Source organism: Bordetella petrii, assembly GCF_000067205.1.
In the GTDB taxonomy this organism is placed as follows: Bacteria; Pseudomonadota; Gammaproteobacteria; order Burkholderiales; family Burkholderiaceae_B; genus Bordetella_A; species Bordetella_A petrii.
Genome location: NC_010170.1, coordinates 2200147 through 2221793, shown reverse-complemented (window position 1 = coordinate 2221793; position 21647 = coordinate 2200147). Strand labels below are relative to the sequence as shown.

At 66.5% G+C, this 21647-nt stretch carries 19 protein-coding genes and 2 pseudogenes; 4 read left to right on the top strand and 17 right to left on the bottom strand.

Annotated features, from left to right (window positions below):
• Positions 1 to 19: 19 nt before the first annotated feature.
• From BPET_RS10820 to flgB, 13 genes are all read right to left on the bottom strand, one after another.
• Entirely contained in the window at positions 20 to 436 is a 417-nt protein-coding gene (locus BPET_RS10820; protein ID WP_012249043.1) for a hypothetical protein, read from the bottom strand.
• 34 nt (positions 437 to 470) lie between these two features.
• Complete coding sequence (locus BPET_RS10815; protein ID WP_012249042.1) at positions 471 to 2435, bottom strand: methyl-accepting chemotaxis protein; 1965 nt, start codon at positions 2433 to 2435, stop codon at positions 471 to 473.
• Between the two features lie 48 nt (positions 2436 to 2483).
• Positions 2484 to 3701, bottom strand: a complete 1218-nt coding sequence (gene flgL / locus BPET_RS10810; protein WP_012249041.1) for a flagellar hook-associated protein FlgL — start codon at positions 3699 to 3701, stop codon at positions 2484 to 2486.
• Positions 3702 to 3736: 35 nt separating this feature from the next.
• On the bottom strand, positions 3737 to 5386 hold the full coding sequence (flgK, locus tag BPET_RS10805; RefSeq protein WP_012249040.1) for a flagellar hook-associated protein FlgK: 1650 nt from the start codon (positions 5384 to 5386) through the stop codon (positions 3737 to 3739).
• A gap of 69 nt (positions 5387 to 5455) precedes the next feature.
• On the bottom strand, positions 5456 to 6397 hold the full coding sequence (flgJ, locus tag BPET_RS10800) for a flagellar assembly peptidoglycan hydrolase FlgJ (protein ID WP_012249039.1): 942 nt from the start codon (positions 6395 to 6397) through the stop codon (positions 5456 to 5458).
• The gene (locus BPET_RS10795) at positions 6397 to 7530 is read right to left on the bottom strand and encodes a flagellar basal body P-ring protein FlgI (RefSeq protein WP_012249038.1); all 1134 of its coding nucleotides are present in this window, start codon (positions 7528 to 7530) and stop codon (positions 6397 to 6399) included. The genes flgJ and BPET_RS10795 overlap by 1 nt, the downstream gene beginning before the upstream one ends.
• A 2-nt stretch (positions 7531 to 7532) precedes the next feature.
• Positions 7533 to 8222, bottom strand: coding sequence for a flagellar basal body L-ring protein FlgH (locus BPET_RS10790; RefSeq protein ID WP_041862859.1), 690 nt, complete (start codon positions 8220 to 8222; stop codon positions 7533 to 7535).
• Positions 8222 to 9007, bottom strand: coding sequence for a flagellar basal-body rod protein FlgG (gene flgG / locus BPET_RS10785; protein WP_012249036.1), 786 nt, complete (start codon positions 9005 to 9007; stop codon positions 8222 to 8224). Before flgG ends, BPET_RS10790 begins: the two co-directional genes overlap by 1 nt.
• Before the next feature lie 53 nt (positions 9008 to 9060).
• On the bottom strand, positions 9061 to 9810 hold the full coding sequence (locus BPET_RS10780; RefSeq protein ID WP_012249035.1) for a flagellar basal body rod protein FlgF: 750 nt from the start codon (positions 9808 to 9810) through the stop codon (positions 9061 to 9063).
• 29 nt (positions 9811 to 9839) lie between these two features.
• Complete coding sequence (gene flgE / locus BPET_RS10775; RefSeq protein ID WP_012249034.1) at positions 9840 to 11081, bottom strand: flagellar hook protein FlgE; 1242 nt, start codon at positions 11079 to 11081, stop codon at positions 9840 to 9842.
• 48 nt (positions 11082 to 11129) lie between these two features.
• Positions 11130 to 11825 (bottom strand): flagellar hook assembly protein FlgD, encoded by a 696-nt coding sequence (locus BPET_RS10770; protein ID WP_012249033.1) that lies wholly within the window; start codon positions 11823 to 11825, stop codon positions 11130 to 11132.
• A 20-nt stretch (positions 11826 to 11845) separates the two neighbouring features.
• Positions 11846 to 12265 (bottom strand): flagellar basal body rod protein FlgC, encoded by a 420-nt coding sequence (gene flgC, locus BPET_RS10765; protein ID WP_012249032.1) that lies wholly within the window; start codon positions 12263 to 12265, stop codon positions 11846 to 11848.
• 15 nt (positions 12266 to 12280) lie between these two features.
• Complete coding sequence (gene flgB / locus BPET_RS10760; RefSeq protein ID WP_012249031.1) at positions 12281 to 12688, bottom strand: flagellar basal body rod protein FlgB; 408 nt, start codon at positions 12686 to 12688, stop codon at positions 12281 to 12283.
• A gap of 179 nt (positions 12689 to 12867) precedes the next feature.
• On the opposite strand from flgB, the gene flgA reads away from it, so the two are divergent.
• Positions 12868 to 13593 carry a flagellar basal body P-ring formation chaperone FlgA gene (flgA, locus tag BPET_RS10755; RefSeq protein ID WP_012249030.1) on the top strand — a complete coding sequence of 242 codons (726 nt, stop codon included), beginning with the start codon at positions 12868 to 12870 and terminating at the stop codon, positions 13591 to 13593.
• A 146-nt stretch (positions 13594 to 13739) separates the two neighbouring features.
• Here the strand turns inward: flgA and BPET_RS10750 are convergent.
• Positions 13740 to 14914, bottom strand: a protein-coding gene (locus tag BPET_RS10750; protein ID WP_085970191.1) for an IS3 family transposase whose coding sequence is annotated in 2 segments (ribosomal slippage) — positions 13740 to 14665 and positions 14665 to 14914 — 1176 coding nt in all. Because the reading frame shifts where the segments join, the coding sequence is not laid out codon by codon here.
• An 89-nt stretch (positions 14915 to 15003) separates the two neighbouring features.
• Between BPET_RS10750 and flgM the strand changes: the two genes are divergently transcribed.
• Complete coding sequence (gene flgM, locus BPET_RS10740) at positions 15004 to 15294, top strand: flagellar biosynthesis anti-sigma factor FlgM (RefSeq protein ID WP_041862858.1); 291 nt, start codon at positions 15004 to 15006, stop codon at positions 15292 to 15294.
• Between the two features lie 29 nt (positions 15295 to 15323).
• Entirely contained in the window at positions 15324 to 15794 is a 471-nt protein-coding gene (locus tag BPET_RS10735) for a flagella synthesis protein FlgN (protein WP_012249028.1), read from the top strand.
• 115 nt (positions 15795 to 15909) lie between these two features.
• Here the strand turns inward: BPET_RS10735 and flhF are convergent, their stop codons facing one another.
• Entirely contained in the window at positions 15910 to 18246 is a 2337-nt protein-coding gene (gene flhF / locus BPET_RS10730) for a flagellar biosynthesis protein FlhF (RefSeq protein ID WP_012249027.1), read from the bottom strand.
• Positions 18243 to 19553: pseudogene (locus BPET_RS10725) on the bottom strand (FHIPEP family type III secretion protein); the annotation flags it as partial. The gene flhF and the pseudogene BPET_RS10725, both read right to left, overlap by 4 nt.
• Before the next feature lie 64 nt (positions 19554 to 19617).
• Between BPET_RS10725 and BPET_RS10715 the strand changes: the two are divergent.
• Positions 19618 to 20792 (top strand): IS3 family transposase gene (locus BPET_RS10715; RefSeq protein WP_085970191.1). Its coding sequence is split into 2 segments (ribosomal slippage): positions 19618 to 19867 and positions 19867 to 20792, totalling 1176 coding nucleotides; the frame shifts between segments, so codons are not numbered across the junction.
• 37 nt (positions 20793 to 20829) lie between these two features.
• On the opposite strand, the pseudogene BPET_RS10710 reads toward BPET_RS10715, so the two are convergent.
• A pseudogene (locus tag BPET_RS10710) lies at positions 20830 to 21642 on the bottom strand (FHIPEP family type III secretion protein); the annotation flags it as partial.
• Positions 21643 to 21647: the final 5 nt, after the last annotated feature.

The window sequence follows — 21647 nt, the reverse complement described above, 5'->3', positions numbered from 1 at the left end:
GCTGACTGCGCCATGCCCACTATTGCTCCGGCGCTGGCGGCGCCGGGTTCCATGGCGCACCCGCCGGGCCGTCCAGCCGCGGTGGCGCGGGCCCAAGCAGCTTTCTGCGCTCCCAGGGCTCGAGCAGCACATTGGTGGTGTCCACCAGCCGCACCAGCCTGCCATCGGGGCCGAACTGCAACATGGCCTGCTTACGGCTGTACAAGCCGTCGGTCACGAATGTGGCCTTGAACGACCAGAGCGCCAGCGTGCCGCCGTCGCTCTGCCCATACAGCATGGCCGGCGCGGCCCCCAATGCATACGAAGCTTCTTCCAGCGTCGATTCGCCGGGTGTCAGGCGCGACAGCTGGCCGGGATCGAAGTTGCGCCCGGCCGTCATGCAGCCAGCCAGCAACCACGTCACACCCAGCACGGCCAGCGTCGTTCTCAAACGCATGCCCGCCACCCATTCGCGCCAGCTTGCCGGCGCATCAGAAAGATTCCCAATCGTCGTCCGCCGCGGCGGCGCGACGGGCTGCCGAGTTCGCCGCAATCGGCCCCGTGGCCGCAACCGTCGGGCGGCGCGCCGGGCGCGAGGCGCTGGCGCCTTCGGCCTGCGGTTGTGCCGCGGCGGCACGTCGCGTAACCGACGACGCGGTGCTTTCCGCCGGCGCGGACGCCTGGTCGGCCCGGCGTACACTGCGCGCCGTGCGCGGCGCAGCAGCCGCGGCGGCTGGCGCCGGCGCCTGCGTCGTCGCCCCAGGCAACTGGCGCAGCGGCGCCGAGGGCGCCGGCTCGGCGCCGCGGGCGGCCGTGGTTGCAGTCGCCGCCGACTGCCGCGCGCTCTCGGCCACGCGCGGCGCGTGTTGGGCCGTCAATTGCTGGGCCGGCACTTCGATGACTTCGCCGGCGTTGATCTTGAACACCGCCACCGCCTCGGCCAGCTGCTGCGCCTGCTCTTGCAGCGAGCCCGCCGCCGCGGCCGCCTCTTCCACCAGCGCCGCGTTCTGCTGCGTCACTTCATCCATCTGCGACACCGCGCGGTTCACCTGGTCGATCCCGCCCGACTGCTCTTCCGAGGCCGCCGAAATCTCGCCCATGATGTCCGTCACCCGCTTGACCGACGCCACGATCTCTTGCATCGTCGCACCGGCCCGCTCCACCTGCTGCGAACCCGTGCCCACCTTGCTCACCGAGTCCTCGATCAGCACCTTGATTTCCTTGGCCGCCTGCGCGCTGCGCTGCGCCAGCGAGCGCACTTCGCCCGCCACCACCGCAAAGCCCTTGCCCTGCTCGCCCGCGCGCGCCGCTTCCACCGCCGCGTTCAGCGCCAGAATGTTCGTCTGGAACGCGATCCCGTCAATCACCGACACAATCTCGGAAATCTTGCGCGAGCTCGCCGAAATCCCTTCCATCGTGCTCACCACTTCCGAGACCGCCGCTCCGCCGCGCTCGGCCACGTCCGAGGCGCTGGCCGCCAGCTGATTCGCCTGGCGCGCGTTGTCGGCGTTCTGCTTGACCGTCGAGGCCAACTCTTCCATCGACGCCGCCGTCTCTTCCAGCGACGCCGCCTGTTGCTCGGTACGGCTGCTCAGGTCGGTGTTGCCCGCCGAAATCTCGCGCGAACCCACGTTGATCTCGTCCACCCCGCGGCGCACCTGCGACACCGTGCGCGCCAGGTTCTCCTGCATGCGCCGCAACGCCGAGAACAGGTGCCCCATTTCGTTCGTGCTGTGCACCTCGACCCGGGCCGTCAGGTCGCCCGCGGCGATCTTGTCAAAATGCTGGCCCGCCAGGCGCAACGGCCGCAGCACGCTGCGCTGCATGAATATCCAGCACAATGCCGCCAACACCAAGGCAATGGCCGCCAGCGCGATCGACACGATGCGGGACATGGAGTAGTCGGTATGCGCCTCGACCACCAGCTCGTCGGTGCGCTCATCGATGTACTTCAGATAACCCGCCAGCGTCTCGTCGAATGCGATCGCGGCGGCCTGGGTGTCGTCGTTGCGCTCGATAAACGCGCGGGTGTCCTGCTTGCCCAGCGCCTCACCCTGCGACTGCGCCTGGCTGGCGTAACGCTGGTAGGCTGTATTCAGGGTGGCCGACTTTTCCTGCAACGTGGCGCTCTTCTCCCTTTTCATGAAGTCAGCCATTACCTGCGCAGCCGTATTGCCGGCCTCCCGCGCGCGCTGCAGAAACCGGTCGGCTTCGGGGAAGCGGCCCGCTTGCAGCTCGACGGCTGCCGCCGCCAGGTTCAGGCGCGAGCGCTGCAGCAGGGTGCTGGCCTCATATACCGGCACAACTTGGTTCGAATAAGCCGAATTGACCCGATCGAGCTTGTCGTTGCTGGAATACATGGCCAGCCAGGCAGTGCCGTTGGATGCCAACAAGGCCAGCAGTAATACGCCGAGCACAAGCAGGATGCCTGTGCGTACTTTCATATTGGACAGCATGATCTGAGGTGATAGATGGAAATACGCTAGAAATGCCGAATCGCCGGCTTAACGGCCTCGGCTGAATAGGCTGGAACCCTGGATGATCGAAAACGACGAACTCGCCGCGTCGAGCGCAACCTTGCGCAGCAGCAGTTCAGAGGTCACGGAATAGACGTCCACGTCTTCCAGGTTGGAGAGCTGCTTGGTATACGACAGCGTGCGCTGCGAACCCACCGCATCGAGCGCATCGAGCTCGTTCAGGCGGGCGCCCACCGATGCCTGCACGGTGAGCACATTGTCCAGGGTGAGGTTCAGCTTCTTGTTGGCCGTGGCCAACGCGTTGTTGATGGCGGCAACCGCGGCGGGATCGTTGGTGGTCGAACGGCCCAGCGTGTCGATCAGGGTGTCGAGCGTTTCGAACATATCCATGTTCGACGCCTTGGGCGTCTCGATGGTGTAGCTGTCGCCCACGGCCGGCTGCCCCGACACGCTGAAACTGATGCCGCCCAGGTCGATGGTCTGGCCTTCGACATAAGGCGCGGTTACCGGCGCCGAACTCGGCACCGTATCGGTCGTATAGTGCAACACGCCGCCGACATCCGAGAACGTAACGATGAAGTCCTGATTCGCCCCGCTGCCAGTCGTCGTGTCGAACGACACCGAGCTGAATTGGCCCGTACCGGTGTTCGCCTCGTTAGCCTCGACGATATAGGCCTTCGAACCCGCCGACGCCTTGCCGAAGATGTCCGAGATCACGTCGCTGCCCGCCATCTGCCGGCTTTGGTCGACCTGGATCAGGCGCTGGCCGTTGTCGCCGCCATAGCTCACGTTGCCGTCGGCGTCGAGCGTAACAGGCGCGCTGAAGCCCTGATGGCCCGAAAACAGATATTGGCCATTGCCGTCGGTCGAATTGGCCAGGCCCACCAGCTGGTCGCGCGAGGCCTCGAGCTCGGTCACCAGCGCCTGCCGGTCGGGGTCGCTGAGCGTGCCGCCGGCCTGCACCACGCGCTGCAGCACCGACTGCAGCGTGGTCACCACCGAACTCAGGGCATTGCTCTCCAGCCCCAGGGTCTGCTTGGCCGTATTGCGGTTGGACGCGTAAGTGGCGTTCATGCTCGACGTCTGCGACACGTTTACCGCCAGCGAGGCGGCCAGCGGGTCGTCGGCCGGCGTCAGCACGCGGCGGCCGCTGGCCAGTTGCTCCTGCAGCCGCGACAGCGTGCTTTCTTGCTTCAGGATGCCGTTCAGGCCGTTCTGGTAAATCAGGGCAGTGCTCAGGCGCATGGGAAAAGCTCCAAATCCGTCTCAATCGGCATCGATCAGCGCAGGCCCAGCAGGGTGTCGAACACCGTGCTGGCCACGTCCAGAATCTTGGCGCTGGCCTGGTACTGTTCCTGGTAGATCGTCAGGTTCACGTATTCCTCGTTCAGGTTGACGCCCGATACCGACAGGTACGCCGAGGTCTGCTGGGTAATCAGGTTGTCCTGCGCCGTCGCGGCGGTCTTGATCTGCTGGGTCTGCACGCCGATGTTGTTGATCAGCTGCGAAAACTGCCCGCTCAGGCTCAGGGTGCCGCCGCCCAGCACTTTTTCCGTCTGCAGCTTGGCCAGCAGCAAACCGTTGGCGCCGTTGGTGGTGCCGCCGGCGGCATCAGCCAAAGCCAGCTTGGCCGGATCGGTGATCAATGCCTTCAGGTCGCGCGCCGCGTCGCGGGTGGCCTGCAGCTTCCAGACGTCGCCCGCCGCGGGCGTGCCGTCCACGGTCACCGTCATGCCATCGAACTCGATGGTGGGCGGCGTGTCCGCCGATGGCGTCAGCGTCTGGACGGCGCCGTCCGACTGGCGCGTCACCACGTATTGCGTGCCGTTGTAGACAATGTCGTACGACGTGGCGTGAATGGCGCTGGCATCGGTGAACTCTGCCGTCAGCGAGCCATCGCCCGTATTGCCCACCTTGGGGATCGCCGCCGGCTGGCTCAGGCCGAACAGGGCTTCCCCCGGGTCTCCGTTCAGATCCAGGCCCGCTTCGTGCTGGGCATTGAACGCCAGGGCCAGGCCGATCGCCAGCTGCCCCAACTGGTCTTGCACCGCGTCCAGCGACTGGCTGCGGAACTGCAGGAACCCCGCCAGCTTGCCGCCGCTGATCTCGCTGTCGGACAGCTCGACCTGCACAGTAGAGCCCGAGCCGGCCGGCAGCGAATAGGCCAGTGCCATGCGGGTGGGATCGGAGGCCGACTGCACGGCCGCCAGCGGGTACACCGTCGTGCCCGACAGCAGCGTCTGACCGCTTTGCAGGGTGATATTCAGGCTGTTGCCCTGCTCGTAATAGCGCACGCCCACCAGCTGGTTCAGTTCCGACAGCGCCTGGTCGCGCTGGTCGAGCAGGTCGTTGGGCGCGTGGCCCGACTTGCCCTGCGCCACCACGATCTGCTTGTTCAGGTCGTTGATGCGTTCCAGGTAGCTGTTGACCTGCTCGACCGTGGTCGAAATCTGCGTGTTCACGCCCTCGCGCAAGTTCTGCAACTCGCGGTAGGCGGTGTTGATCTGCGTGACCAGCGAATTGGTCTTGCCAAGGATGTCCTGGCGCACAGCCGGGTCGGCCGGATTGCTGGCGCCGGCGTTGAGGCTGGCGAAAAAATTCTCCAGCGCCGGGGTGATGCCCACCGTACGGTCGCCGAACAGGTTATTGATCTGCGAAACCTGGTCGTAGTGGGTGGCGAGCTGCGCGCCTGTGCCCTGCGCGCCCACCATCTGGCGATACAGGAAGCTGTCGTACTGGCGCTTGACGGTGTCGACCTGCACGCCGCGCCCGAAGAAGCCCTGACCGGTCTCGGTCGCGCCGGCGGTCGAGGTGACCAGGCGCTGCCGGCTATACCCCGCGTTGGCGGCGTTGTTGATATTGTGGCTGGTGACTTCCATCCCCGCCTGGGATGCGTTCAGCCCGGTGAGCGCCAAGTTGTACAGATTCATGCTGCCGATATCCCGTAGAAAACCGTATCCGGTCCTGATACCGGGTTAACGGCAGGCACAGGCGCGAATTTAGCGGGCATGGGAAAAATCCGTACCGCCCGCCCCGCGCAGCTGCCCCATGATGGCGATCAGCTTGTCGGCGTAGGCCGGGTCGGTGGCATAGCCGGCCGCCTGGATACGCCGCGCCGCGTCGATCTCGTCGCGGGCCTGCAGCACCGGCTCGTAGCGGGGGTTCTCGCCGATCAGGCGCGCGTAGTCCGCGAACGACTCCTCGTACGAACCATAGGCGCGGAACGGCTGCACCACCTTGCGCGCCACGCCGTCTTCGTACTCGGTGGTCAGCACATTCACCACCTTGCCGTTCCAGCTCGATCCGGCCTTGATGCCGAACAGGTTGTAACTGGTGGCGCCGTTGTCGTATTTCAGTTCGCGCCGGCCCCAACCCGACTCCAGCGCGGCCTGGCCCAGGATGAGGCGTGCCGGCACGCCCGTCTGGCGGGCTGCCTCTTGCGCGGGCCCGGCCATGCGGGAAACGAAGTCCACCACATGAACGGGCGCGCCCTCGGCCGCGGCCAGTGCGCGGTCGCTGGCGCGGTTGTTGCGCAGCACGTCCAGCAGCGCCGTCACCCGGCGCGGGGCGCTATCGTTTTGCAGCACCCCATCCAGGGCCGCATCGGCCACGCCCGCCGGCCGGCCCTGCTGCATCTGCCGCAGCATCGCCTGCGCCAGGCCCACGCCGGGCCGCGCCAGTTGCAGCGCCAGTTGCTCGTCGGCCATGGACTGCATCATCTGCGACTGCTGCGAATCGAACAGCCCGCTCTTGGGCCCGGCCTCGCGCATGCGTTTGAGCATCATCTGCAGGAACAGCGCCTCCACCTGGGTGGCCACCTGCTTCTGCGCGGCCGAGTCGCCCGGTTTGGCCCGCACGCCGCGCTTCAGGTCGGCCAGGCGGCCCAGGTCGAATACCGATTGCTGGGCATCCGGGCGCGGGGTGTAGCTGACGAAGGCCATCAGATAATCTCAAGGTCGGCGCGCAGCGCGCCGGCGGATTTCATTGCCTGCAGGATGGCCAGCAGGTCCTGGGGCGTGGCGCCCAGCGCGTTCAGCGCCTTGACCACATCGGCCAGGTTGGCGCTGGTGCGCACCCGGTGCAACGCGCCGTCTTCCTGCCGCACTTCGATCTGCGTGTTAGGCACCACCACGGTCTGGCCGCCGCCGAACGGCGTGTCCGGCTGCGACACCTGGGTCTGGCGATTGATGATCACCGACAGGTTGCCATGCGCCACGGCCGCCTCGTCGATCATGACGGTTTGGTTCATGACCACCGACCCCGTGCGCGCGTTGATGATGACCTTGGCCGTGGCCGGTGCGCGCCGCACTTGCAGGTTTTCGACGCGGGCCAGGAAAGCCGCCTGCTCGGCGGCATCCAGCGGCCCGCGCACCTGCACTACCCGGCCGTCCACGGCTTCTGCCGTACCCGCGCCGAACTGGCGGTTCAGCGCGGCCACCACGTTCTGGGTCGTGCCGAAATCGGTCACGTCCATTTCCAGGTAGATCAGGCCGTCCCGCGAGAACGAGGTCGGCACGCCGCGCTCGACAATGGCGCCGTCATTAATGCGGCCGCCATTGAGCTGGTTGATCTGCACGCTCGAGCCGCCTGCCGACGCGCCCGCGCCGCCCACCAGGATATTGCCCTGGGCGATGGCGTACACCTGGCTGTCGGCGCCCTTCAGCGGCGTCATCAGCAAGGTGCCGCCCCGCAGGCTCTTGGCATTGCCCATCGAAGACACCACCACGTCCAGGCGCTGCCCGGGCCGGGCGAAGGCCGGCAGCGTGGCGGTCACCATGACGGCCGCCACGTTCTTGAGCTGCATGTTGCTGCCGGGCGGCACGGTAATGCCCAGCTGCGACAGCATGTTGGTCAGGCTCTGCTGGGTGAACGGCGTCTGCCGCACCTGGTCGCCGCTGCCGTCCAGGCCCACCACCAGGCCATAGCCGATCAGGGGATTGCCGCGCACGCCCTGGATGGAAGCCAGGTCCTTGATGCGCTCGGCCTGCGCGGGCCCGGCCAGCATCAGCAACGCTGCCGCCAGAACACAGCCGGCCAGGCGCGACAGAACAGAAAACGAAGGCGTAGGCGTCATGGTCAGAATGGCGAGGCGATCAGGAAAAAGCGCTGCAGCCAGCCCATGGTCTGCACTTCATCCATGACGCCCTTGCTGCGGTATTCGATGCGGGCATCGGCAACCTGGGTCGACGACACCGAGTTCGCCCCGGTGATCGAGCGTGGATCGACCACGCCCGAGAAGCGCACGTATTCGCTGCCGCGGTTGATGGCGATCTGCTTCTCGCCGGCCACCTGCAGGTTGCCGTTGGGCAACACGCCGATCACCGTGGTGGTGATGGTGCCGGTGAAGGTATTGTTGGCGCTGGAATCGCCCTTGCCCGAGGCCTTGTTGGAGCCAGAGGCGTCGGTATTCAACTTGGCGTTGGCCCAGCTGTCCATGAAACCGGGAGTGGCGGCGATGCCCAACCCCACGTTGCCGCTGCGGTCGGTGTTGGTGGCCACGTTCTTGGCGGCGTTGGTGCGCTCGTTCAGCACAATGGTGACGATATCGCCCACATTGCGCGGCCGGCGGTCCTCGAACAGCGGGTAATTGCCGTAGACGCGCGGCTGGTAGATCGAGCCATTGGGCTGCGCCGCCGGCATGGGCGGCGGCGGCGGCGCGGCAGTCACCGGCCCGGTCACGACGGGTTCGGGCGGAATCATGGCGCAACCGGCCGCGGCCAGCGCCAGCACGGCCGCGAACAGCAGGCGCAGCACAATCATGGGCATCACAGCTGCGTCAGGCGGGCCAGCATTTCATCCGAGGTCTTCACAGCCTTGCTGTTCATCTCGTACGCGCGCTGCGTGGTGATCATGTTGACCAGCTCCTCGGCCACATTCACGTTCGAGGTCTCGACGTACTGCTGCAGGATCGAACCCGCGCCGTCGATGCCAGGCTGCAGAATATTCGCCGGGCCCGACGAGTCCGTCTCCAGGTACAGGTTCTCGCCCACGCTCTGCAGGCCAGGCGGATTGATGAAGGTCGCCAGTTGCAACTGGCCGATCTGCACATTCAGGCCGGCCGCGCCGGGCTGAGTAACCGATACCGTGCCGTCCTTGCCGATCGTCAGCGACAGCGCGTTGTCGGGTACGTTGATGGGCGGCTGAATCACATAGCCGCCCGCCGTGGTCAACTGCCCGTTCTGGTCCACCTGCAGCGTGCCGTCGCGCGTGTATGCCTGGGTGCCGTCGGGCAGGTCCACCTGCAGGAACCCCTTGCCGTCGATGGCGATGTCCAGTTCGCTGCCGGTGTTGTTCAGGTTGCCCTGCGTAAATACCCGCTCGGTGGAAGCCACCCGCACGCCAGTGCCCAGTTGCAGGCCGGTGGGCAACTGGTTGGCGTCGCCCACCTGGGCGCCGGGCTGGCGCAGCGTCTGGTACATCAAGTCCTGGAAAATGGCGCGGCCGCGCTTGAAACCGTTGGTCTGGACGTTGGCCAGGTTGTTGGAAATCACGTCCATCGACGTTTGCTGGCCTTCGAGACCGGTCTTGGCGATCCAAAGCGAACGCATCATGGTGAATACTCCTGGCGCGGCCGGCATTTACCGGGCCGTGCGTGAAAAAATTACTAGCTCATGGAAAGCAGGCCATTGGCCCGCTCGGCGTTCTTGTCGGCCTCGCTGATCACCTGCATCTGCATCTCGAAACGCCGCGCGTTGTCGATCATGCCGACCATGGCCTTGATGGGGCTGGCATTGCTGCTTTCCAGCACGCCCGACATCAGGCGCAGCGCCGGATCGGCCGGCAAAGGTTGGCCGCCGCCCTGCGCCATGCGAAACACGCCATCGTCGCCGCGCACCATCGCCGTCTCGGGCGGGTTCACCATCTTCAGGCGGCCCAGGTTCAGGATATTGTTGGGCGGGTCGCCCGCCCCCAATGCCGTGATGGTGCCGTCGCTGGCAATGGTGAGCGTGGCCAGTTCCGGCACGTCGATCACGCCGTTCTGGTCCGACAGCACCGGCTGCCCCTGCGCGGTCTGCAGCAGGCCATTCACGCCCACTTGCAGGTCGCCGGCGCGGGTATAGGCCTCGCCCTGCGGGGTCTGGATCGCCAGCCACCCCGGCCCGGCCAGCGCCACGTCCAGCGCGCGGCCCGTGGTTTCCATGTTGCCCAGCTGGAAATTGCTGCCCGGCGTAGCGGTCACGGTAGAGACGCGCGTGGGCAGCGAGGTGCCGTCCAGTACCGGCACCGAGCGGTACATCGCCAGCTGCTCGCGAAACCCCGGCGTGCTGACGTTGGCCATGTTGTTGTTCAACACGGCCTGGTGCTCGGCGGCGCGCGCGGCGCCCCCCATCGCGGTGTAGATGATTCGATCCATGACTTATTCCCGTGCGATGCCCGGCGCCCTTAGCGCATGTTCATCAGCACCTGCATGACCTCATCCTGGGTCTTGATGGTCTGCGCGTTGGCCTGGTAAGTGCGCTGGGCCACGATCATGTTGACCAGCTCTTTGCTCATGTCCACGTTCGAGGCTTCCACCGCCTGGCCGACCACGGTCGCCAGACCATTGGTGCCGGGCTGGCCCAGCGTGGGCTGGCCCGACGCGCCGGTCTCGGCCCAGGCGTTGTTGCCCACCGGCTGCAGCCCTTGCACGTTGTTGAAGTTGGCCAGCGCCAGCGTGCCGATGATGGCCGTTTCACCGTTGGTGTAGTTGGCTTGCAGGGTGCCGTCGCTGTTGATCGAAAGGCCCGAGTATTCGCCGCTGGAATAACCGTTCTGCGTGATCTTGGGCGAAAAATCGCTGCCGTATTGCGTCACGCCGTCATAGCTCATGGTGATGGCCAGCGGGTCGGCCGGCGACGTGGTGCCGCCCGGCGTGGCGAAAGACAGGTCCACTGTGGGCGCCGAGGTCAGGCGGCCCGCCGCGTCGAAGGTCAGCGTCGTTGCCCCACCCCAGACACCGGCGGCTTCGGTAGTAGGGTCCATGGCCTCGCCGTCCAGCGTGTAGTACACCTCGTAGACGCTTTCGTTAGTCACCGTATCGCCTGCGCGCTTGACGAAGTACTGCGTCAATTGATGCGCGTTGCCCAGCGAGTCATATACCGTGGTGGGCACCGAGTCGGTGTAGGTCGAGGCCAGCGTGGGATCGAAGGGCGAGGTGGCCGGGTCGATGGCATCGGCATTGGCGTTCAGGTTGGTCTGCAACCCGGCCGCGTCGGTCGGCTTGGGAGCGATGTTGCCTTGCGGCAGCCGCAGGTCCACCGGGGCCGACCCCACCGCGCCGGCGGCGTAGCCGGTCAGGCGGTAGCCCTGGGCGTTGACCAGGTAGAAATCCTTATCCACCAGGAACTCGCCGTTGCGCGAATAGAACACGCCGCCGCTGGGGTCGGTCAGGCGGAAAAAACCCTTGGGCCCGTCGATGGCGATATCGTATTCGCCGCCAGTGACGGTCACGTTGCCTACCGAGAAACGCTGGTTAATAGCGCTGACCTTCACGCCCAGGCCCACGCGCGAACTCGCGTACACGTCGGCAAACGACGCCGTGGCGGACTTGAAGCCCACCGTGCCCGAGTTGGCGATGTTGTTGCCGATGACGTCCAGGTTCTGCGCCGCGGCGTTCAGGCCGCTCAATCCTTGTCCGAAACCCATGTGTTCTCTCGCTCGTGTGAGTGTCTAGTCGATTGCCGCCGCGTACCCTCAGGTACCCAGCACCTTGCGTACATCCAGCATGCTGATCTGGCCGGCCAGGCCCAGGTCCAGCCGCAGGCCGTCAGTGGAATACGACACGCTGTTTACCTTGCCGTAAGTCAGCGTCTCGGCCTGCACTTTCTTGCCGTCGGCATCCGTGGCGCTGACCTTCACGGTGTACTTGCCGTCTACCAGCGCCTGCCCGCCATCGTTGGTGCCATCCCAGTCCAGCGTCAGCACGCCGGTATCCTGCTCGCCCAGCTCAAAGCTGCGCACTACCGCGCCCGATGCGTCCAGTATCTTGACCGACACCTTGGCGGCATCGCCCTGCAAGTCGATGCCGAAAGGCGTGGCCACGCGCTTGGACGGGTCGCTTGCATCGGTGCCGAGCGAAATTTTTTCGCCGGGAATCAGCACGCCCTTGCCTATCATGGACACGGCATTCATCGACTGCGACACGTCGATCTGTCCGCTGATGGCCAGCAACGTGTTCTTCAGGTTGGTAATGCCTTCCACCGTGGATATCTGCGCCAGCTGCGATGTCAGCTCGGCGTTTTCCATCGGGTTGAGCGGGTCCTGGTTTTTCAGCTGGGTGACCAGCAGCGTCAGGAAGCGGTCCTGCAGGCTCTGCGCGCTATTGGCGCCGACGCCGGACTGCGCCAGCGCCAGTCCGGTGGAATCTGTACTGTTGTTGACCGTGGTCATCCGGGGCTCCGTTCAGGGGTTCAAGACTGGCCGAGGGTCAGCGTCTTCATCATCAATTGCTTGGCCGTGTTCAGCACTTCCACGTTGGCCTGGTACGACCGCGACGCCGCGATCATGTTGACGGTCTCGGCCACCGGATCCACATTTGGCATCGTCACGTAGCCCTGCGGGTTGGCCAGCGGATGGGACGGATCGTAGATAAGCTTGGGCGGCGACGGGTCCTGTACCACCCCCGCCACGCGCACGCCGCCGATTTCGCGGCCGTAGGCCTGGCCCGCCGGAGGATTCACCTGGAACACTACCTGGCGCGCGCGATAAGGCTGGCCGTCCGGGCCCACTGCGCTGTCGGCGTTAGCCAGGTTGCTGGCCGACACGTTCATGCGCTGCGACTGGGCCTGCAGCGCCGAACCGGCAATATCAAAAATACTGGTCAAAGACATGGCGGGGTCCGTGGGTTATTCCTGGATGGCCGACATCATCGAGCGAATGCGGCTCGACAGCATTTGCAGGCTGCTCTGGTAGTGCAGCGTGTTGTCGGCGAACTGCACCCGCTCGGCGTCCATATCGACGGTGTTGCCGTCGATACTGGGTTGATACGGCAGGCGGTACAGCAGCTCGGCGGGGTCGGGCGTGACAGCCTTGGCCGGAATGTGCCGCGCCGAGGTCAGCGCCAGCTGCGTGTCGGGCAGACGCATGCGCGTGTCCAGCGCGTTGCGCATGGCGGCCTGGAAATCGAAGTCGCGCGCCTTGTAGTTGGGCGTGTCGGCGTTGGCAATGTTCGAAGACAGCACTTCCTGCCGTTCGGCGCGCAGCGCGATTGCCTGCTGGTAGAAGCGAAAGTCTTCGTTGAGCCTGTCTAGCATCCTGGGAGTGTCCTGCAGGAAGAGTGAGCGGAACCTGCGGGACCGCGGCACGCCGCAATCCCTTTTTGCATGACGGCATCTTAGGGGCCGGGCGCGCGCCACAATCAGGCAAATAACCCGTCATTTCCGATTCAATTCGGGTCTTGCCGGCGGCACCCCGCTTCTACAATGCCAGCATCATGCAACCGCTCTCGCGCGCTCTCTTGCGACTGGCCCTGCTGGGCACCGTGCTGCTGCCGGCGCCGCCGGCCGGTGCGGCCGCGCGCGCCGAAGCGACACCCGCCGCGGCCGCCGCCGCCGCCATCGGGCAGGCGGCCGAGGCATTCCTGCGCGAGCAGCTCGCCGGCCTGCCCGGCACGTTGTCGATCACGCTCGACCCGATCGACGCCTCGCGCCTGGCAAGCTGCACGCAACTGGCGCCTTTCCTGCCCTCGGCGCTGCGCCCGCGTCCGCGCATGACCGTCGGCGTGCGCTGCACCGCGCCGCAATCCTGGACCCAGTACGTGCAGGCGACCGTCAGCGTGCGGGGGCAGTATTACGTGGCCGCACACATGATTCCCGCCGGACAGACCATCCAGGCCAATGACCTCGATGCCCGCGACGGCGACCTGGTCGCCCTGCCGCACGGCGTAGTGGTCGATCCGGCGGCCATCGTCGGCATGCGGGCCCGCTATCGCATCGCCGCCGGGCAGGCCATCAAAGGCACGGCCCTGCGCAGCGCGCGGGCGGTCACCCGTGGCCAGCAGGTACGCATCACCGCGCGCGGAGCCGGCTTCGTAATCAGCAGCGAGGGCGAGGCGCTCGACGACGCCCCGCCGGGCGCGCCGGTGCAGGTACGCACGCCCTCGGGCCAGGTGGTCAGCGGCATCGTGCGCAACGCCACCCTGGTCGAGGTTGTGCTTTAGATGTTACATATTGAAGTCACCAGCCGGCCGGCCACGCTAAAGTTCGCCGCGCCGCCGCCGTTACAAGGACAAGAGCCGGCCGCCCCTAGCGGCGCCTGCCGGCACTGACGTTGCCCGCGAATTTCGGATCCCTTAACTGAGCGAGATTATGCCACCCGTTGGTTCTGGGCGGCGTACCAGTCCCGCTCGAATTGCATCGGGCTGACGTAGCCCAACGTCGAGTGCAAGCGCGAATGATTGTAGAAGCTCAACCAGTCGATTACCTCGTCCATCGCTTCGCGACGCGTTGCAAAGCGCTGGCCGAGGATGCGTGCACGCTTGAGCGATCCCCACAGGCTCTCGGTCGGTGCGTTGTCCCAGCAATTGCCTCGACGGCTCATCGAACTGCGCATGCCGTAGCCCTTGAGCAGGTCCTGGAAGTCATGACTGCAATACTGGCTGCCACGGTCACTGTGGAGGATCAGGCCCGCTTGCGGACGGCGGCGAAACCACGCCATACGCAGCGCATCAGACACCAGCTCCGTGCGCATGTGCGGCTGCATCGACCAGCCCACCACCTGACGGCTGAACAGGTCGAGAATGACGGTCAGAAACAGCCAACCCTCGTCCGTCCAGATGTACGTGATGTCCGTAGTCCAGACCTGGTCGGGACGCGCGGGAGAGAAGTCTCGTTGCAGCAGGTCCGGTGCGACCGGCAGGCTGTGTTTGCTGTCGGTCGTGACCTTGAACCGGCGTTTGGTCTTCGCCTTGATGCCGTGCAGCTTCATGAGCCGCTGGACACGATCCTTGCTGACGCGAATGCCCTGGACCAGCAGTTGCTTCCACACGCGCGGCCAGCCGTACTCGCCTTTGGATTCAGCGTGCACGGCCTTGATGTGCACCAGCAGAGCGTCGTTGCTGATGCGTCGGCGCGGTCGGTCAGTATCGACATCCCGCACCTTGCGCGCGTGGTAACCGCTGGGGCTGACACCCAGCACCTGGCAGCTCAGGGACACCGGCCATTGTCGGCTGTGAAGCTCGATCCAGGCGTACTTCATGCCGACACCTTCGCAAAGTACGCCGTGGCTTTTCCCAATATGTCGCGCTCCATCTTCACGCGTGCCAACTCCGCGCGCAGCCGGGCAATCTCCATCTGTTCTGGAGAAACCTGTTTGCCTGCGCCGTTCAGCTTCCCAGCGGCATCGGCCTTCACCCAGTTGTGCAGCGTCTTCGGGCTGATGCCCAGTATCTTCGCCACCGCCGCCATGCTCTGGCCGCCGCGGACCATGCGCACGGCTTCCAGCATGAATTCCTGCGTATATCGAGCTCTCGGATTACCCATCTTTCCTCCCTCCTTGCGTGAGTTTTACACACTCAGCAAGGGATCCATTTTTTGCGGGCAAGCTCACACCTTGCCCTGCGGAGACTGCTTTGAAAATCATCCCATCCTCTTCCCGGCCTGTCGGCGCCCAGGCGCCGGGCGGGCGGGCCGACACCCCGGCCGGCGCGGCGCCGTCGACCGCATCGTCGGGCGCCACCAGTGCGCAAGTGGCGCTCAGCCCCGCATCGCGCCAGCTGCTCGCCCTGCAGGACGGCAGCAGCGACATCGACGTCGAACGCGTGGCCGCCATACGCGCCGCCATCGCTTCCGGACAACTGCAGATCGACGCCGGCCGCATCGCCGACAGCCTGATCGCCAGCGCCCGGGATTTGGTCAAATAGCCTACTCACGCACGGCCCGCACCATGGACATGCCCACTTCTCTGCTCGATTGCCTGGCACGCGAAAACGCCCTGGTGCAGGAATTCTCCGCTACCCTGGACAGTGAAACCCATGCCCTGGTCGATCGCACCGCCTTCCAGCAATTGCCGGAACTGACGCGGCACAAGGAATCCCTGGCCCTGCGGCTGGCCGCGCTCAGTGACCACCGCGACGCGCTGCTAGAGCAGATGGGGCTGCCCGAAGGGCACGAAGGCACCGAACACGCCGCCGCGCGCGACCCGCAGCTGGCCGAAGCCTGGCGCACGCTGCTGGCCAATGCCGCCGTCGCGCGCGAACGCAACGCCCGCAACAGCGCGCTGGTGGAAGTCAGTTTGCGCTACACCCAGCAATCGCTGGACGCGCTGCGCGAGATGGGCGGCATGGCCAGCGCCGGCACCTACGACGCCCAGGGCCGCGGGCGCCGCGGCGCATATGGCGGCAAGAACATCGTCGCGGCCTGAGAAACCGAAGCAGGCTCACGCCGGGTCACAAAAACCGGCACACCGGAAAATCGCATCAATACTACGGTGCAGGCGCCTCCGGAAGCCTGACACCTGTGTCGTCGTGCCTCGCCGCTCAGGCGGCCATTTCCAGCATCGAAAACAGCTTCAGTAACGCCGTCGGCATGGCGCGCGCGGTCAACCCACGGCCGGCCCCCAGCGCGCCGCGCAGCGGGGAATCCAGGGTCGCTGCACCGGGCGCTTGCGCCACTTGCCAGCAGGCCGCGCCCAGCTGGGCCGCCAGCGCGGCGCGCGCGGCCTGCCCGGCCATTCCCGTGCCGGCCGGCAGAGCCGGCCAGGCTTGCGCCATATCGCGAAATGCGCCGCGCGCCCGCTCCTGCAGCGCCAGCCAGCGGGCCACCGTGCTCGCATCGGCCTGACTGGCCGACAGGCTGGTCAGGCCGAAAAGCTGGCGCAGCACCGCGCCGTCGGCCCCGACCACCCGCGCGCAAACCAGCCGCAACGGCAGTGCCGGCGCGCCACGGCGGGGCACCGCCACCTCGGTGCCGGATGCCCAGAGTTCGCACGCCGGGCCGCGCGACGCCGGCTGTAGCGCCGCGATGCCGGCCGCGTCGTCCAGCGCGCCGGCCGGCAGATAGCCCAAGGCTTTGCCCACCGCATTCAAGGTAGTCGGGCAATCGTCGTGCAGCACCTTCATGGCCCCGGCGCAGCGCGCCAGCCAGGCCGTGCCAGCCGGCAGGCTGCGCCACGCGGGCGTGTCGCCAGGTTCGGTCAAGTGCACCAGCGGCACCGCGGGCAGCCCTTCGGCCAGCGCCGCGACCCGTTCCGGCAGCGTGCGGCCGGCTTCTGGCATCCATGCCCGGTCCGGGCCGCCCGACGTCCGGGGGCTATGCACCCGGCCCGCCGCCGCGCCCAGCGCGGCGCCGCGATCGCTCAACAGCAACGCCGCCTGTAGCCTGGCGCCCGGCAATCCAGCCCCGCCCAGCGCCGCCGTGCCATGCAGCACCAGCAGGTGCCGGTCGCAGGCCGACGCAAACGCGCGCCGCACGTCATCCAGGCTGATGTCGGCGCCACCCTGCCCGGCTGCCGCCGCGCGTGGCGCTTCCACTTCGCGCCAGGCGGCGCGGGCCTGCCTGCAGGCAGCGTCGGCATCCAGCCACGCCAGCGCCTGATCCAGCGTCGAGGCCTCAGCCGCGCCGCCGGGCAACAGTGCCGCCGCCAGCCACTGGCGCCGGCGCTGCGCCGCGTCATCTTGCGGCGCAGCGTTGCGCGCACGCCATAGCGACGCCATGTCGGCCTCGCTGGGCGCGTACAGTGCCGGCGCCTGCACGGGCGCCGCCAGCGCGCGATCCACCAGTTCGTCAGCACGGGCCAACGCCAGGTCTTCCGGGACTTTCTGGCCTACGCACACATAATGCACCGGCAGCCGGTGGCGCACCGCGGTGTCCAACGCCGGACCCAGGCGCGACGCCTCGTCGAGCTTGGTGATGATGCAGCCGGCCACATCTTCGCCGGCGCCGTGCCGGTATGCATGCGCCACCTCATCCAGCGTGTCGCCCTGGCTGGCGGCGTTCAACACCAGCAGGCGCCGTACCGGCCTGCCGGCGCCGCAAAGCAGCGCGGCCTGCGCGGCCACATTCCGATCCCGCTGGCTGATGCCGGTCGTGTCGATCAGCACCATCTTGCGGTCGCCCAGTTCGGCCAGCGTGGCGCGCAGTTCGGCCACGTCGCGCACCGAGCGCGCCGGCACCCCCATCAGGCGCCCGTAGATCTGCAGTTGCTCCAGCGCGCCGATGCGGAAATTGTCGGTGGTCAGCATCGCGACCTGTTCGCGGCCCTCGCGGGCCACGCAGCGCGCGGCCAATTTGGCAAGCGTGGTGGTCTTGCCCACGCCGGTGGGGCCGACCAGCGCATACACGCCGCCCTGCTCCCAAAGCTCGTCTTCGCGCGTCAGCACCGGCAAATGCGTCACCAGTTCATTGCGCACCCATGACTGCGCCTCGCGCTGGCCCAACCCGCCAGGCAATCGCTCCAGCATCGCCCGCGCCAGGCGCGAACTGAAGCCGGCATCGAGCAGCAGGCGGAACAGCGCGGCGCGCTGCGGCTCGCGCCCGGCCGTATCGGCGCCTCCCCACAGCAGGCCATCCAGCCGGGTTTCCAGCGCGCCGCGCAATGCTCCGATAGCCGCTTCCAGGCCCGCCGTCGCGTCTGCCGGCATCGGCGCGGCCGGCTGCGGCGCCGGCAATGGGGTGTCCGGCCCCGGCAGCGCGGCCAGCGCAGCCGCGACGGGTTCGGCGGCGGGTTCGGCGGCCGGTTCGTCCAGAGTGGCCAACACCTCGACGCCATCGGCCACGCTGCGGTTGGAAACGATCAGTGCATCCGGACCCAGCGCCTCGCGCACCTGGCGCATGACGTCGCGGCTGCTGGCCCCAATGAATCTGCTTATTTTCATGCGCCGGCACCGATCAGCGACGTCACCCGCAGCATGCGCTCATCGGGAATCTCGGCATTGGACAATACGCCCAGCTGCGGCAAATGGTGGCGCAGGAAGCGCGCCAGCGGCGCGCGCAGGGGCGGCGACACCACCAGCACCGGCGCCTGGCCCTGGGCCTCTTGCCGGGCCACGCTCGCCTGCGCCTCGCGCAGCAACGTATCGGCCAGGCCGGGCTCGAGGCCTCCGCTCGTGGTCAAGGCCTGGGTCAGCACGCGCTCGAGCTTCACGTCCAGGCCGATCACCTGCAGTTCGCCGTCGCCGGGGAACCATTGCTGCGTAATGGCGCGGCCCAGCGCGCGGCGAGTCAGCGCGATCAGTTCGGGCACGTCGGCCTGGCCGCTAGTGGCCGCGGCCTGCGCGGCCAGGCGCGGCGCGTGTTCGGCCAGAGTGTCCACGATGGAACGCATGTCGCGTATGGGCACCTCTTCGGCCAGCAGCCCCTGCAGCACCTTCTGCAGCGTGGTCAGAGACAGGGTCTTGGGCACCAGGTCCTCGACCAGCTTGGGTGCTTCGGCGCCGATGCGGTCCAGTAGCTGCTGGGTTTCCTGGCGGCCCAGCAGGCTCGCGCCATGGCGATGCATCATGTGGTTCAGGTGCGTGGCCACTACCGTGCCGGCGTCCACCACGGTATAGCCGGCCGCCTGGGCCGTGTCGCGCTGGGCGCTGTCGATCCACAGTGCCGGCAGGCCAAAGGCCGGGTCGGTGGTCGCCGTGCCCTTGATTGCAGCCGTGACGCCGCCGGGGTCGATGGCCAGCCATTGGTTAGGCATCGCCATGCCACGGCCGATCTCGACCCCGGACAACAGGATGCGGTAGTCGTTGGGCTTGAGCTCCAGGTTGTCGCGTATGTGCACCACGGGCGGCAGGAAACCCACGTCCTGGGCGAACTTCTTGCGCAAGCTGCGGATGCGGTGCAGCAGCTCGCCATTCTGGGCATGGTCCACCAGCGGAATCAGGCGATAGCCTACCTCCAGGCCCAGCGGGTCCACCATGGAAACATCATCCCAGCTGGCCTCGGCGGCGGCCGCCTGGGCTTGGGCGGCCGCTTGCGATGGCTGGCCGGCCGCGGCCTGGCGTGCCGCGTGCGCGCGTTGCTGGAGCGCCCAGCCGGTGCCGGCCAGAATGACGGCCAGCGTCAGGAACGCCACATGCGGCATATTGGGAATCAGCCCCATGATGCCGATAATGCCCGCGGTCAGGTACAGCACGCTGGGGTTCGAGAACAGTTGCGCCAGCATCTGCTGGCCCACGTCCTGGTCGGTCTGAGCTTGCCCGCAAAAAATGGATCCCTTGCTGAGTGTGTAAAACTCACGCAAGGAGGGAGGAAAGATGGGTAATCCGAGAGCTCGATATACGCAGGAATTCATGCTGGAAGCCGTGCGCATGGTCCGCGGCGGCCAGAGCATGGCGGCGGTGGCGAAGATACTGGGCATCAGCCCGAAGACGCTGCACAACTGGGTGAAGGCCGATGCCGCTGGGAAGCTGAACGGCGCAGGCAAACAGGTTTCTCCAGAACAGATGGAGATTGCCCGGCTGCGCGCGGAGTTGGCACGCGTGAAGATGGAGCGCGACATATTGGGAAAAGCCACGGCGTACTTTGCGAAGGTGTCGGCATGAAGTACGCCTGGATCGAGCTTCACAGCCGACAATGGCCGGTGTCCCTGAGCTGCCAGGTGCTGGGTGTCAGCCCCAGCGGTTACCACGCGCGCAAGGTGCGGGATGTCGATACTGACCGACCGCGCCGACGCATCAGCAACGACGCTCTGCTGGTGCACATCAAGGCCGTGCACGCTGAATCCAAAGGCGAGTACGGCTGGCCGCGCGTGTGGAAGCAACTGCTGGTCCAGGGCATTCGCGTCAGCAAGGATCGTGTCCAGCGGCTCATGAAGCTGCACGGCATCAAGGCGAAGACCAAACGCCGGTTCAAGGTCACGACCGACAGCAAACACAGCCTGCCGGTCGCACCGGACCTGCTGCAACGAGACTTCTCTCCCGCGCGTCCCGACCAGGTCTGGACTACGGACATCACGTACATCTGGACGGACGAGGGTTGGCTGTTTCTGACCGTCATTCTCGACCTGTTCAGCCGTCAGGTGGTGGGCTGGTCGATGCAGCCGCACATGCGCACGGAGCTGGTGTCTGATGCGCTGCGTATGGCGTGGTTTCGCCGCCGTCCGCAAGCGGGCCTGATCCTCCACAGTGACCGTGGCAGCCAGTATTGCAGTCATGACTTCCAGGACCTGCTCAAGGGCTACGGCATGCGCAGTTCGATGAGCCGTCGAGGCAATTGCTGGGACAACGCACCGACCGAGAGCCTGTGGGGATCGCTCAAGCGTGCACGCATCCTCGGCCAGCGCTTTGCAACGCGTCGCGAAGCGATGGACGAGGTAATCGACTGGTTGAGCTTCTACAATCATTCGCGCTTGCACTCGACGTTGGGCTACGTCAGCCCGATGCAATTCGAGCGGGACTGGTACGCCGCCCAGAACCAACGGGTGGCATAATCTCGCTCAGTTAAGGGATCCGAAATTCGCGGGCAACGTCAGTCGACACGCGCGACACCACCACGCCAGCCGCGGTGGAAATCACCAGCGCGGGAATCTGCGCCACCAGGCCATCGCCGATGGTCAGCAGCGTATACACCCGCGACGCGTCGCCAATGCTCATGTCGTGCTGCGCCATGCCGACAATCAGGCCGCCCATGACGTTGATCGCCATGATCAACAGCCCGGCGATCGCATCGCCCCGCACGAACTTGCTGGCGCCGTCCATCGAGCCGAAGAAATCCGCTTCCTGCGACACCTCGCCGCGCCGCCGGCGCGCCTCGTCTTCGCCGATCAGCCCGGCGTTCAGGTCGGCATCGATGGCCATCTGCTTGCCGGGCATGGCGTCCAGCGTGAAGCGGGCGCCCACCTCGGCGATACGCCCCGCGCCCTTGGTGATGACGATGAAGTTGATGATGGTCAGGATCACGAACAGGATGATCCCCACCGCGAAATTTCCGCCCACCAGAAAATGCCCGAACGCCTCGATCACCTTGCCGGCGGCGTCCGGTCCCGTGTGGCCGTGCAGCAGCACCACGCGGGTCGAGGCCACGTTCAGCGACAGGCGCAACAGCGTCGCGAACAGCAGCACGGCCGGAAATGCGGCGAAATCCAGCGGCTTGCGGGTGAACATCGCCACCAGCAGAATCATCACCGACAGCGCGATATTGAAGGTGAACAGCAGATCCAGCAGGAACGTGGGCAGCGGCAGCACCATCATGCCCAGCACCAGCACGATCAGTACCGGACCGGCCAACATGCGGGCGTTGGCCGCGCCGTGGGTTTTCAAAGCGGAAAGCAATTGGCTCATGCGTA